This is a genomic window from Nonomuraea salmonea (assembly GCF_042428605.1).
GTDB classification, from domain to species: Bacteria; Actinomycetota; Actinomycetes; order Streptosporangiales; family Streptosporangiaceae; genus Nonomuraea; species Nonomuraea salmonea.
This window is the reverse complement of sequence record NZ_JBHMCF010000040.1, coordinates 13,074-26,044: the sequence shown is the minus strand read 5'-3', so window position 1 is coordinate 26,044 and position 12,971 is coordinate 13,074. Positions and strand designations below refer to the sequence as shown.

Sequence of the window (12,971 nt, the reverse complement as noted above, 5' to 3'; positions counted from 1 at the left end):
CTACGCCCGCCTGGCCGCAGTCCGTGGAGCCTGGACGGGGCTGTCCCGGAGGCGGTGCTTTTCCTGTCGTCTGTCCTGGTTCTGCTTGACCTGCTGCCGGCGTTACCGGCGACACGCCCAAAACCGCAGGTCACATGCTATGCGGAAGCGCCATCGCGGACACCGCCGCAAGCTTGAGATCTTCAGTTCTGTCTCCGCCTCGCCCATGACCCGGCAAAACGCTCGCCCGAGACGGGACAGAAGGGCTCACATGCGCCGCATAGCCGTACCCGCCCTCAGCGCCGTCACTCTGCTGCTGCTCCCGCCGGCCGCCGCCCACGCGTCCCCCGCCGGTCCACCCGGTGTTCCCACCGTCGTCGAAGCCCACACCGAACTCGGCGCGATCACCGTGGCCGAGGAGTCCCACGCCGACACCTACAACCGGAGGAAGTCGTTCATCCACTGGGCCCGGGTCGAGGGCCAGTGCGACGCCCGTGAACTCGTCCTCATCCGCGACGGTGAGAACGTCGAGACCGACGCCTCCTGTAAGCCGGTCTCCGGCCGGTGGGTGAGCCCCTACGACGGCGGCGAGTGGACCGACCCTCAAGACCTGGACATCGATCACATGGTGCCGCTGAAGCAGGCATGGGTGTCCGGCGCGTGGGCGTGGACCCAGGACAAGCGCGAGGCGTTCGCCAATTCGCTGGATGACTCCCAGCTGTGGGCGGTGACCGACAACGTCAACCAGTCCAAGGCCGACAAGGACCCGGCCCGGTGGAAGCCGCCGCTGGAGGCCTTCTACTGCGAGTACGCCCGATCCTGGATCGACGTCAAGCACGACTGGGGCCTGAGCATGCAGCCGAGCGAGAAGGAAGCGCTCACCGAGATGCTCGCCACCTGCTGAGCTCCACAGCAGAGGTGTGATGCTCAACCGCGGCAGGAGACTCCTCGATGTTTCCGCGGGGTGTACTGACGCTGGCAACTCGCGCTTGCAGTTACTTCGCCGGAGCGGGCGCGTGAAGCATCGCCCACGAGCCTATGCGCTGGTCAGGTCACCTCGGGAAATATGGTTGGGAGTACGTCAGGCGCCGTACGCAGCCCGTTGCGCCACGTATCTGCCTCCTGCCGGAACTGCTCGTGGGGATCGGCCAGTTGCCCGCCGACGTGGTCACCGTCCAGCAGCAACGACAGCGACCACGCCGACAGATACCGGCTGAGATGGTCAAGAGTGGCGGTGCTGTCGCTGGTGACCGGCCCACCGTGAGCGATGGCGTTGCGGGTCCGGCGCAGCCGTGCTCGTGCCATCGCCCAACGGGTGGCGATCTCATCGGCCCAGTCGGCCAGGGCCGCTGGCGTAGCCAGGCGGGCCTGCAGTTGTCTCAGCCTGCGGCCCACGCGGCTGTGCAGAGGATAGATCACGATGAGTCGCGGTAGAGCCTTGACGGCGGCCACGCCATCGAAGCCGGTCTGGCCCGGTGCGATGGTGGCTTGGATGTCCTTGCGGAGCAGGTGCAACTCGGTGTGGTGGCCGGCTGCTTTGCCTTCCGGGTCTACCAAGGCCTCACCCACCACCTCGAACACATGGTCAACGATGATGGCGCGTATCCAGGCCGAGGAGAGGTAGGCGTCGAGGTAGCTCGTCCACGACAGGGTGCTGACGCGCGTGGCCGTGACTTCGATGACGCGGACGTTCAACACCAGCGCCGACAGCGGCTGCTGCTGCTGGGCTGCCTGCCACCAGTGCACCGCTCCCACCGTCTCCCGCAGTTCCTTGTCGGCGCCGGCCAGCTTGTCCCACACCTTAGGGATGAGCTCGTCCAGCATTCGGCCTACAGGGTCGGCCAGCGGCCGGCGCCGTCCAGAGCCAGGAAGGCGAAACGTCTGCCAGCCGCCGATTACACCGTCGACGGCGTGCAGATGCCCCTCAAGGGGGGTCCATTCGGTGCGGCCCGCCCGGAATCCGGCTAGGCCTACCAGGGCGTGCACACGCTCCCGGGCGGTCTCAACGGGGTCGGCGAAGGCGCCTTCGCCGAGTTCGACCCGCGCGAGGACGACATCGTCCCCCTCCTGCACATGCCGGTAGTCCGCGTCACTGTCGGGATGACGTAACTCGGCAGGCAGAGCTTCCATCAGCCGCGGAGAGCCGTCCTTTAGCCGCGCACGCAGCCACGGCCCGTCGAACAGCGTGACCGGGCCGATCTGCTTCATGACCCGGGGCGAGGCGGCGTTGGTGAAGGCCAGCCAGATCACGTGGTGAGCCGGCTGCGGAAGTCGCAGGAGCAGCCGGCGGGCCAGCTCCAGAATGTCCTCATCCGGCAGATCGGAGCGTTGATGCCGCTCGCCCCACTGCTCGTGCGGCGGAGGCTCGATGTCGCCCAGTCGTACTCGTGCGTAGGTCACGTCGAAGACGGACCCGTCCAGCAGCGAGCACAGCACGGCGCTCAGGTCGCCCGGAGGCCAGTCGGTGAGTCGCGCCAACCGCCAGAACACATCGCGGCGTGCGGCGATGATGTCGCTGGCGGCATCATCGTCATGGCATGCGGCGAGCAGGTCCTGCCATGCCGCCTCCAGAACCGGTGGCTCTGCCCAGCGCTGGCGGAGCGCATTCAGCGCGGCCTTTACGGGCTCGCGGTCAGGACGATCCGACGTGCCCGGGAAACCGGCGAGGGCAACTTGTGCATCCTGCAGGTGAGGTTGTAGCACGGTACGGACTGCTGGGCCGAGGCGGGGAATCGCATCGACGAGTTCTGTGATCGATTCCGTCCATGGGCCCTTGTGGTAGCGCTTGTCGTAAGGGCGGGGGTCAGCCAGCCAACCGGCGACCTCCTCGCTGGCCACGACGGCGTCCACGAGGTCTCGATCGCTCCACCACGGTGTGCTTGCGTTCCATCCCAGAGCCTCGCGCAGCTCGTCAAGTGGCGCATGCGAAGCGAATCGGGCGGAGTTTGGATCACGCATGCGATCCAGTGTGCCGGGCCAGAGCATGCCGAAAGCGGAGAAACGCTCATTTCATCTTCGAAGGGCTGACCTCGATGAACCGTCGGCCGCCGCGACCGTGCCAACGCCCGTGCAAGGGCCGGCCTGCCTGAGCACCAGCTACGTGTTGGTCACTCACGGCCGACGCTTCTGCGCGAGAAACAACGCGACGACGGCTACCGCGAGTGCGATACTTGTGAGCGCAGCATCAATAGTTGAGTGGATGCCGGGGTCGCGTGCCACCGCGTACGTGACGGGTAAGGGGTGCGGCGCCGAAAAGGCCCAGAGCGATGTACCAGGCGACGTGCGAAACGCTCTCTGGAGCGTCATCTGATGCACTCTGAACGGCTTCCTCAAGCGCCTCGCGGACGCGAGGCGCGGCCAGGAGGTTCTGCGCGGCCTCTTCGACCGCTTCTTCTCCCACGGCGCGCGCTATGTCCACGAGTGGCTTGGCTACTTCTGGCCCGTGGGTAGTGTCTACGAACACCCGATAGGCGGGCTGAGGTGCCTAGAAGATTCCGGACAGCCAGCTACATAGGCTGACAGCAGTCTGGAAGAGGTAGGTACGTGACGAGGCGTCGCAGGCAGTTCTCGCCGGAGTTCAAGGAAGAAGCCGTCCACATGGTGCTGGAGGGCGATCGGACGGTCGCGTCGGTGGCGCGGGCCGTCTTCCGTTTCGAGAGGGAGGCGGAAGGCCCGGGGCCATGCCTCAAGTTGTCCGGGCCGCCCCAGCGACCGACGTCCGCCGTGGGCACCGCCTTGACGTCAGTGCCGATCGACGGGACGTCGCAGGACTTCATGAGCCGCAGACCAGGTGATGGCCAGCCCACAAGCTAGGCTATTCGGCGTGATCCTGCCGTAGCTGGTGCACCTTGGCGGGCCGGGCGAGCTGACGGCGCAGCCGCTCTAGCTCCTCATGCTGAGCGGCGATTCGTGACACCGCCACGATCTTGAACTCGCGCAGCTTCGCCAGCTCGGCGTCCCGGTCCTGGACGCGGTCCTTCAGCTCGGCGACCTGCTGCTTGAGTCGCTCGATCTGCGCCTCGCGCGGGTCGGAGATCTCCCCGGCCTCGCGCAGCCGGTCCCGACGCTGCTCGAACTCCTCCCTCAGCGCCCCGTAGGTGGTGTAGAGCGCGCTGCGGGAAATGCCCGCCTCGGCGGCCAGCGTCTTGACGTCGCACTTGCCGCCCGGCGGCAGCTCACCGCGCAGCAGCCGGTCCATCGCCGCCCTGATCCGCTGCTCAGTGGTGCGCCGCTGATCTTCGGTGATCCTCACGCCGACGCCTCCTGACCCGCCCCGAAGGCCGCGTCGATCTGCCCCAGCACTGTCAGCGTCCGCTCGACCTCGGGCTTCAACCGACGCTTCTCCCCGGCAGGAAAGCGCGGGCTGGCCTGGAACTCCTGCATCGCCTCGGCGCGGTCCTGCCACACCGGCCGGTGGCAGGGGTGGTGCGTGGCCTGCGGACAGCGAGCCGAGTCACACATCCCCGCCAGCGGCTTCTTGGCGTCCGGCGTACCCGCCAGGCGCAGACACAGCGCCTTGGCCGGATCGCGGAACCAGCAGTAGTTCGCCGTCCCGATGTGCAGGGTCTTGGCCGTCTTGCGCAGCAGGTTCTCGATGCGCCGCTCGTTGTCCAGCACGTTCGGCTCCCCGGCGGGCTGGTCCTTGAGTGCCGCGTCGACGTGGGCGAAGGTGTCGATGAGGTGGCGGGCGCCGGGGCCGGCGGGCATCTGGCCCTGCTGGTAGTCGCTGAACATCTGCGCGATCAGCTCGATCTTGTGGGCTTCCTCCTCCTGCTGGGCCTCGGCCAGGAACAGCGCCTGTGAGCCTCCCGGCCGCGCGACGTAGCCCTCGGAGGTGGCCACCGAGACGTGCTTGAGCGCCACCTTGGCCGCCAGCACCCCTCCGGGCCGGCGACCCAGCTCCAGCGCTAGCGTGCGGCGCAGCATGCGCAGGCTGAGCGGGCCATCCGGAATCGGCTCCAGCCCCAGGCGCTGTCCGGCCGGGCCGTTCACCCATTCACACAGCCGCCGGTAGCGCCCGGGGAAGTCGATCACACCGAAGATGGGTTCTCCCTCCGTAGTCGAGGCCAGCCGCTCGGCCAGGGCGATGGCTCGGTCCACCTCTGGTAGCACCACCCACTCGTCGGGTTCCCCGCCGAAGGTGCGTCCCTTGATGACCTTGCTGGCCAGCCGGAACCGGCGCCCTCCGCCAGGGATGTTCACCGGCTCTCGTCGCGATCCGGGGACGATCTCCATCAGCTCACTGGCGCGCATCCCGCTGATCGCCGCCGTGACCGTGATTGCCGCGGTCATGACGAGGGAGGCCATCGACTGCGCTTGCATGCTGCCCAGCGGCTCGGTCCAGGCGATCAGCTGGGGATCAGTGGCATGCTGGCAGTCGGCGCGTGGCACCAGCGGCGCCTGCCGGGCATATTGCCCCACCAGTCCCAGCTCGGCAGCCGCCCGCTCCAGTTCGGGTCGCATGTCGCGCTTGAGCTCCTGGCCGAAGTTTTGGCGGCCGATCTGGCAGGCCAGCGACGCCAGATGCAGATGCAGCAACGGATCTTCCGGCGACCAGCCCCCCTGCAGCCGCCTGGCGATCAGCGCGGGTTCGGCCCGCACCAGCGGCTCGCCTCGGCGAAGGTGAGCGTGGATCACCTTCCTCACCTTGGATCGATCCTCTAGCGTCGCCCAAAGCTTCAGCTTTTCCGTTCGCCTGATGTTGCTCCTCACCTCGGCGAACAGTTCCGCGACGTGCGGGCCGAGGACATCGATCAGGTAGAAGCAGGCGGCCAGCAACCGTTGAATATGCTCATCGGGGACAGGCGGTGTGCTGTTTATGTACTGGTGCTTGACCCCCGCCACCTGCTGAGCGGTCTTGCCTTTCCACGGTACGAACCCTGGCCGATAGCCGTCGCCCTCAAACAGCTCTTCGTAGAAGGCCAGCGCCTGTACCACGGTCACCTTGACGACCACCGACCCAGGCTTCAGCATCCGTTGCGGCTGGCCAGGGGTGGGCTTGCTCAGACGGGCCTCGGCCAGCCAGGCGTCACAGTGATCCTGCCTGACCTGCGACAGTGCCGTAATGCCCTGTTCTCGCAGCCAAGCGAACCAGCCGGCAAGCTCGCGCAAGTGCTGATGGGCGCTGCGCGGCCCCTTGCGGACCCGTGACGCGAACGGCGAGATCGCCACCAGCTCGTGGTCCGGCGCCAGCCTGGCCAGCACATACTCCTTGGCCACCAGCCGCCAACACGGGTCAGAGATAGCCGTGAAGTCCAGCCGCTTCTCATGCTCCTGCATCTGCTGGGGGGCGTCCGCCAGCCCCGTCAGATCCCACACCTCATCCTCGAACACCGGCCGGACGGCCTCTGGACGCAGGCGCAGCCGCGCCAGCTCGCAGATGTGGGCTCCGTCAAACACCGACCCCCTCACCGAGGGTGGGACCGGTTGAGCAGACGCGGGAACAGGTAGAAAGATCACACGGTCGGCCATGTCGTCTCCTCCGGGCGCAGGGGAAGCTCACTGTCGTCATCGGCGACATGGCGGGCTGCCTCGGCCAGGATCGTCTGGCTGAAACGGGGCAGGATCTCGCTGTCGAGTCGGTGGGCATACGGGCCGAACACCCTTATGAAGTGCGCGGTGGGCATCTGCGCGAACTGGCGGGCGAAGAACGCCTTCAACCGCAGCAGGTTGGCGGCATGTCGAGGCATGAACAGCGCCAGCGGACACATCAGACACACCCAAGGCCGGGCCGGACACGGCGTGCCGACGGGCGCGAACGGACTGGCCAGCTGATCGACACAAGTAGCGGTGAACACATCACGTTCACCGCCAACCAGTTCGGTGATGGCGCCGCCATCCAGTTTGAGCCCGTCGATCGCCTCAGGCAGCGCGGCGACGACCTCGGCCATCTGCTCATCGGTGACCACGAAGGGCGGCTGCGCCTTGCGCAGCACGTCGCTCTGAGCCTCGGTGATAATGGTCTCGATCGCCTCCTGCTGGGCCGAGGTGGCAGCCGACAGGTAGTGATCTCCTTCCACCGCCGCGGTGTGGTTCGGATCGATCATGGTCCGGCCTGTCCAGCCACGCCGACTCAGCAGCGACAGATACGTGGTCCGAATGCGCGACCGATGCAGCGACAGGTCAGCGCCAGTGTCGGCCTTCAGACCGTGTCTGCGCGCCCACTCGGCCGGATATCCCAGCCTTGGCACCATCCGGCCGAACGGGGTCCTGTCGTGCTGGCCCGGCAGCCGCAGTGCCAACCACAACTCGTTGCGCAACTCATCGCCGGCGAACGAGCGCATCAAAGCCGAATACTCCAGCCAGCGCTCCAGCAGCCGCACCGCCTTCTTAGGCAGGTGCACACCCTCAGGCCCGGTGCGCCCCTTCACATACTCCAGCAGCACGCTGCCGTCCCCGGCCCAGTCGATGCCGGTCAGGTCCAGATCGGCGATGCCGTCCGGGACAATGCCGGAATAGCAGCCGAACAGCAGTTGATGGGCGAAGGCCACATCCCGGGTGGGAAACAACTGTGCGCGGATCTCGGTCAGCTGACGGCCAGTCCTCGTATGGTCCACGGTAGCGGTGGCCCAGCCCAGATGGGCCGCCAGCCGTCCGCGATCCAACGGTCCATGCTGGACCAGCAGATAAGCCAGGTCCGCGGTGGAGACACTCGTCTCCGAATATCGTGGGACGACCCCTTGAGGATCGCTGCCCGACTCAGCCCAATCCAAGGCTTTCCGCTGTCGGCGCCGGGCATCGGTGACCTGCGACTCGCAGTACTCGATCAGCTGTGCCCACTCGGCGTCGCTGTAGGGCTGAAAGGGCGTCGTGCGCTTTCGCGTCTTGAACGGGCGGCCCTCCAGCAAAAGCCGCACCTGCTCATCCAGACGCCCGGTCACCGCATCGAAGCCCCTGAGTATCATCCGGCTCTGCAGCTCGTGCTGGTGCGACATTTCCATCCAGAACCGGACCAGGTGTGAGCGACGTAGATCTGCCGCCTCTCCTGTGAACCCGGCTGCGGTCAGACGCCGGACGGTCTGGCGCAGCGTCACTGTGTAGTGCCGCGCGGTCATGATGGCGGAGATCGGGCCGTGTGGATGGGCGCACTGCACCAAGCCCACGGCCAGATCAGCCGCCAGACGCGGATTGGGCAGCCCGGCCAGACGCCCTGTCCACCGCTTGCCGTCAGGCAGGGTGAACTCCGCGGCCAGCGGATCTTTGATCACCGCTGCGGGCATCAGCTGCCCTCCTGCTCCAACTCGGGGGCCGCCTCGTCCGGCATCCCCGCCTCGGCGTCGTCGGCATCGTAGTCGTCGGCGATCAACCCGACTGCCAAGCCCACCTGCTCATACGCCTGCTTGAAGATCTGCGTGGCGTCCAAGCGGCGGATGTAGACCTGCGTGGTGGTCACAGAGGAGTGCCCCAGCAGGTCACGCAGCACCTGCCACGGATCACTCTTGGTCAAATAGAGCGCCAGCCCCGCGTTGGCGTCGGTGTCGGCCACCAGCCCGGCGGCCTGCTGGTAGTAGCCCCGCGTCAGCAACTCCAGCGTGCGCATAGCGAAGGTGTGCCGAAGTCGATGGCTGGACACGATCGGAAACCGCGGCTCATCACGCGCCCGGATCCGCCGCGACGTGCGGCGAAAGACCGTGTCCCAATCCACAAACGGCGCCCCGCTGGTCTGCAACGCCAGCAGGCAGGACCCGCCGCCTGGCGCGAGGAGCCGCAGCCGCTCGGCGGGCTTGAGCGAGCGCCAGGGCAGCCGCGTGCCGTTGATCGTGCCGCCCTCCCAGTCCGGCTTCGTCACCTGCAGCGGCTCGCCGGATGGCCGCCACGGCGACCCGTCGGCGGCCAGCGGACGCTCCAGCTCGATGTAGTCATGCACCTTCGCCAACGCGTCGTAGCTGATCCAGGTCATGCGCTGCTTGCTGCCCTTGGTCACCCCATGGCCGGCCGCAAACGGAATCGGCACCACCGACCGCTCGCGCGGCAAAGGCGGCACCTCATAGACCAGCAGATGCGTGAACTCCTGGCGACGCAGCCCCGTGGCCAGCACCAGTTCACCCATCGCGGCGTTGCGCCCGAGCTCCCGGCCCCGGTAGCCATCATCCGATGTGCCGTCCGGCCGCAGGCCAGCCAGCGCCTTGACGAACAGTTCGGCGAAGTCGGGCTCCAGGTACTTGATGGTGGTGTGCGGCTTGGGCTGGCGCACCTTGGCCAGGTTGTACTCGTACTCGCGCGGCACGCCGTTCAGCAGCCGCAGGCCCTGCTTGTAGCTGAACGGCACCGCCGATGCGTGTCCCTCATCCACCAGCCACCGGTAGAACGACGACAGCGCCCTCATGTGCAGGTTCCACGTCGAGGGGGCCAGCCGCTTCTCCAGCGGCCCCGACAGCCGATGTCCGGCGTACGAACTGAGCGCGTCGCGCAGCTCGGCCCGCTCTCCGAACGGGTCGACCACGCGATCTGCCAGGAACTCCAGCCACTGGCGTAGGGCATCGGCGTACACCCGCCACGTACGCGCCGCTGGCGCGCCGCTGACGGGCAGCTCACGCAGCCAGCGGTTCGCCACGGCCGCGGGCCGTAGCTGACCGTTCTCTTCCAGCACCAGGTCCTCATCGATCAGGACCGGCATGCCTTCCCGGATGAGCGGGGCTCGTTCCAGATCCCAGCTCTCCCATCCCTCACAGGTGAAGGGGACTAATAACATCAGTAGAACTCCCATTCGGTACAAGGACGAGTGCAGCTGACTATAGCCATCAAGATGCAGACGTGAATCAGGTCCAGAACGGGAATCGGGACACGTCAACTAAGCAGAGACAACAGCCGAATACGCGGTAGGCACGATCGCGGCCTGCGCCTTCGCCGCACTCCTCTACAAGGTCGTGAGCAGCACAGAAGTCCAGGAGATGCTGACAGCCCTGATCAACCGAGCACTCAACGTAGCCAAGGAATGAGCCTGCGCCTCTCGCGGACACGCAGGGGCGCCGGAGGGCCGGCATCGCGGGGTTCGGTCACCGCCGAAACCGCCGCGATGCTGCCCGCCCTCATGATCGTCCTGGCCGCCGCCCTGTGGGCGATCCAAGCGGTCGCCGTACAGCTCGAATGCGTCGACGCTGCCCGCGCCGCAGCCCGGGCAGCCGCCAGGGGCGAACCACTCGACCAGGTCCGCGACTACGTCCGAGCAGCCACAACTCCGAACGCCGAGATAGCCCTCACACGAGATCCCGACCTCACCAGGGTGCACATCACCGTCGAGGTACGCCCCTCGTGGGCGGCCTCCCTCCCCGCGGTCCAGGTGTCAGCCGCAGCCACCGCGGTCACCGAGCCATGACGACGAAGAACCGGAGGAACCACGTGACCACCTCCCATAGGAGATCGCTGCCCAAAGCCAGGGAACGCGGCTCAGCCACCCTCTGGGGCGTGGCCTTGATGGGCCTGCTGATGGCGGTGGCCATGGCATTCGCCACGATCGGCTCCGTACGAGTGGCCCAGCATCGCGTCAACAGCGCCGCAGACCTGAGCGCCCTGGCAGCGGCCAAGCTCGTCCTGATCGACCCGGAAAGCGCCTGCCTTCGAGCCGCCGAACTGGCCGCTGCGAACGGCGCCAAGCTGACGAAATGCGAAATCACCACCGACAGAGCCGACATCTGGACCGCCGTGCCCCTGTCACTCCCATTATTAGGCGCAACAACTCTGACCGGCAGATCCCGAGCCGGCCCAGCACCCCCCACCCCACCCAACAACCCTCACTGACCAGAGGAAGGAATGACTCAGGTTCATGAGCGACGCGGACCAAGTTGTGCACGTGACCGTGAGCCCGAGGGACCGGCGGGGCCGCCAGGTGCAGAGGACGCTCCGCAGCGGCCAGGAGCCGAGCTCAGCCGGCCAGCAGTGTCGCCGTGGCCGCGTCGGCGGGCAGGAAGGCTTCCAGCTTCAGTTCGGCGACCGTGACGTCCGTGGCGGTCGCGAACGTCGTGATGGTCGTCGTCAACCGCAGTTCGCCGCGGGCCGAGCGCAGCCGTACGGGCACGGCGAAGCCGACGTGGTCGGGGCCCGGTTCGACGGGCGGCACGTACGCGGACAGTTCGTCGTGCAGCTCGCCAGGAGGAAGGCGGTCGAGCACGTGCCGTGCCCACTGGTCGAGGTTGGCGATCCGCGGTGCCAGGCCCTCGGGGTGCAGGCACAGGCGCGGCACGTTCACCGGCGGGCGGAGCAGATGGCCGGCGACGCCTTCGGTGAGCAGCCCGACCGCGTCGTTGGCGAGCACCAGCTCATGCTGGGCGTCCACGACGATCGCCGGGTACGGCAGGTGACCCTCCAAGACATGCCGCAGCGCGGTGCGTACGTGCTCCAAGGCCGGGTCGTCCAACGGAGTCTGCGGATAGACCGGGGCGTAGCCGGCGGCGAGCAGGAGTTCGTTGCGCTCCCTGAGCGTCAGCTCCATGGCCTCGCCGAGCCGTACCACCAGCGATCGGCCGGGCCGGGAGCGGCCGCTTTCGAGGAAGCTGAGATGGCGTTGCGTCGTGCCCGCCCGCAGCGCCAGTTCGAGCTGGCTGAGACGGTGGCGCTGCCTGACCGAGCGCAATGCCTGCGGGAAGTCCACCACGTCAGTGTGCATGACGTGTCCATTCCTTCGCGGGAATTGCCGCCATTCCCGGCACCGGCGCACGATCCCTCCCATGAACGTGCACATGGGGGTCCTTCTCCCGACGAACCAGGGCCAGTGGGACGACGCCCAGCAGTTGATCGACATGGGCGTACGCGCCGAACGGCTGGGCTACGACTCGGTGTGGGCCAACGACACCCTGCTCGGCCCGCGCCTCGAGCCGCTGGCCACGCTAGCCGCACTCGCGACGGCGACGGACCGCGTCACGCTCGGCACGGCGACCCTGCTGCCCGCCTTCCGGCGCCCGGTCACGACGGCACAGGAGCTCGCCTCCATCGACCACCTGTCGGCAGGCCGGCTCACGATCGCGGTGGGCGCGGGTTTCCCCGGCAGGTCGGAGCCCGAGTACGCGATGTCGGAGGTGCCGTGGCAGCGCCGTTTCGCCCGGCTGGACGACACGGTGGCGCTGTGGCGGGCCTTGTGGGCGGGCGAGCGTTCGTTCTCGGGCCAGGTGCTGTGCTTCGACGAGCTGCCCGCGTCCACGCCCTGCCTTCAGGAGGGCGGGCCGCCGATCTGGCTGGGCGGGGCCAGCCCATCGGCACTGCACCGCACCGGGACGCTCTACGACGGCTGGCTGCCTTACCCGCCCGACCCCGCGGACTACCGAACGGGCCTGACCACCGTACGTCAAGCCGCGGCTTCAGCGGGCCGTGCCGCGGACGCAGTCACTCCAGCACTGTTCATCACGGTGCTGATCACCGACGACATGGCAGACGGCGAACGCCAACTCGACGCGTACTGCCGGAAGACGTACGGGCTACCGTACGAGACGGTCCGCACCATCCAGGCAATCGTCGCGGGCCCGACCGAGCATGTGGCCGCCACGCTGACCCGTTACGTAGAAGCCGGCGCAGAACACCTCGTCTGCCGCCTCGCGACCCAGTCCATGAAATCCCAGATCGAGCAACTGGAACTCCTCGCCACCCTCAACCTCCCCACCACGGATCGGCCCATCCTCGACCGGCCCGCTACGGACCAGCCCGCCACGGATAGGCCCACCACGGATCGGCCCGCCACGGATCGGCCCGCCACGGATCGGCCCGCCACGGATCGGCCCGCCTCCGATCGGCCTGCCGTGGATCGACCAGCCTCCGACCGGCCTGCCGTGGATCGGCCCACCCTTGACCAGTAAACCCTCGCCTAGCTGGCCGACCGCTGACCTCCGCTCGCCGCCTGAGACAGGGGCAACCGGTGTGCGGAGTGCGGTCACACGGCGTCTGGCGTGCGGCGTGCGAGCTTTGCGGAGCAGCTACCGCTGGTGGGACCGTTGTGGTCGAAGGGGTCAGGTCGCAATCGAATCACGACTTCTTAGACATTGTGTCCAAGAGTTGACTGTCTCCCG

11 protein-coding genes and 1 pseudogene are annotated in these 12,971 nt (G+C 67.5%); 6 read left to right on the top strand and 6 right to left on the bottom strand.

The genetic code is table 11. The annotated features are described in order from the left end of the window. The first annotated feature begins 250 nt into the window (after window positions 1-250). On the top strand, window positions 251-883 hold the full coding sequence (locus ACFFR3_RS35050) for an HNH endonuclease family protein (protein WP_345394119.1): 633 nt from the start codon (window positions 251-253) through the stop codon (window positions 881-883). Window positions 884-1,026: 143 nt separating this feature from the next. Here ACFFR3_RS35050 and ACFFR3_RS35045 read toward each other — a convergent pair whose 3' ends face one another. Then, the gene (locus ACFFR3_RS35045) at window positions 1,027-2,829 is read right to left on the bottom strand and encodes a hypothetical protein (RefSeq protein ID WP_379484540.1); all 1,803 of its coding nucleotides are present in this window, start codon (window positions 2,827-2,829) and stop codon (window positions 1,027-1,029) included. A 693-nt stretch (window positions 2,830-3,522) separates the two neighbouring features. On the opposite strand from ACFFR3_RS35045, the gene ACFFR3_RS35040 reads away from it, so the two are divergent. Next, window positions 3,523-3,792: a transposase gene (locus tag ACFFR3_RS35040; protein WP_379484539.1), complete on the top strand. Its 270-nt coding sequence runs from the start codon at window positions 3,523-3,525 to the stop codon at window positions 3,790-3,792. Between the two features lies 1 nt (window position 3,793). Here ACFFR3_RS35040 and ACFFR3_RS35035 read toward each other — a convergent pair whose 3' ends face one another. The 4 genes from ACFFR3_RS35035 to ACFFR3_RS35020 are packed head-to-tail and all read right to left on the bottom strand — an operon-like array spanning window position 3,794 to window position 9,595. Continuing rightward, window positions 3,794-4,231, bottom strand: coding sequence for a hypothetical protein (locus tag ACFFR3_RS35035; RefSeq protein WP_345394128.1), 438 nt, complete (start codon window positions 4,229-4,231; stop codon window positions 3,794-3,796). Next, the gene (locus ACFFR3_RS35030; RefSeq protein ID WP_379484538.1) at window positions 4,228-6,450 is read right to left on the bottom strand and encodes a hypothetical protein; all 2,223 of its coding nucleotides are present in this window, start codon (window positions 6,448-6,450) and stop codon (window positions 4,228-4,230) included. Before ACFFR3_RS35030 ends, ACFFR3_RS35035 begins: the two co-directional genes overlap by 4 nt. Beyond that, complete coding sequence (locus tag ACFFR3_RS35025; RefSeq protein WP_345394137.1) at window positions 6,435-8,198, bottom strand: hypothetical protein; 1,764 nt, start codon at window positions 8,196-8,198, stop codon at window positions 6,435-6,437. Before ACFFR3_RS35025 ends, ACFFR3_RS35030 begins: the two co-directional genes overlap by 16 nt. Next, window positions 8,198-9,595 carry a tyrosine-type recombinase/integrase gene (locus tag ACFFR3_RS35020; protein ID WP_379484537.1) on the bottom strand — a complete coding sequence of 466 codons (1,398 nt, stop codon included), beginning with the start codon at window positions 9,593-9,595 and terminating at the stop codon, window positions 8,198-8,200. Before ACFFR3_RS35020 ends, ACFFR3_RS35025 begins: the two co-directional genes overlap by 1 nt. Window positions 9,596-9,791: 196 nt before the next feature. Between ACFFR3_RS35020 and ACFFR3_RS35015 the strand changes: the two are divergent. The 3 genes and pseudogenes from ACFFR3_RS35015 to ACFFR3_RS35005 all read left to right on the top strand — a co-directional run. Continuing rightward, a pseudogene (locus ACFFR3_RS35015) lies at window positions 9,792-9,917 on the top strand (DUF4244 domain-containing protein); the annotation flags it as partial. A gap of 77 nt (window positions 9,918-9,994) precedes the next feature. Then, entirely contained in the window at window positions 9,995-10,294 is a 300-nt protein-coding gene (locus ACFFR3_RS35010; RefSeq protein ID WP_379484536.1) for a TadE family type IV pilus minor pilin, read from the top strand. Next, window positions 10,291-10,716 carry an Rv3654c family TadE-like protein gene (locus tag ACFFR3_RS35005; RefSeq protein WP_345394149.1) on the top strand — a complete coding sequence of 142 codons (426 nt, stop codon included), beginning with the start codon at window positions 10,291-10,293 and terminating at the stop codon, window positions 10,714-10,716. Before ACFFR3_RS35010 ends, ACFFR3_RS35005 begins: the two co-directional genes overlap by 4 nt. Window positions 10,717-10,840: 124 nt before the next feature. Here ACFFR3_RS35005 and ACFFR3_RS35000 read toward each other — a convergent pair whose 3' ends face one another. Further along, the gene (locus tag ACFFR3_RS35000) at window positions 10,841-11,581 is read right to left on the bottom strand and encodes a helix-turn-helix domain-containing protein (RefSeq protein WP_345394152.1); all 741 of its coding nucleotides are present in this window, start codon (window positions 11,579-11,581) and stop codon (window positions 10,841-10,843) included. A gap of 61 nt (window positions 11,582-11,642) precedes the next feature. Here ACFFR3_RS35000 and ACFFR3_RS34995 point away from each other — a divergent pair, with 61 nt between their 5' ends. Then, window positions 11,643-12,761, top strand: coding sequence for an LLM class flavin-dependent oxidoreductase (locus ACFFR3_RS34995; protein ID WP_379484535.1), 1,119 nt, complete (start codon window positions 11,643-11,645; stop codon window positions 12,759-12,761). Window positions 12,762-12,971 lie beyond the last annotated feature (210 nt).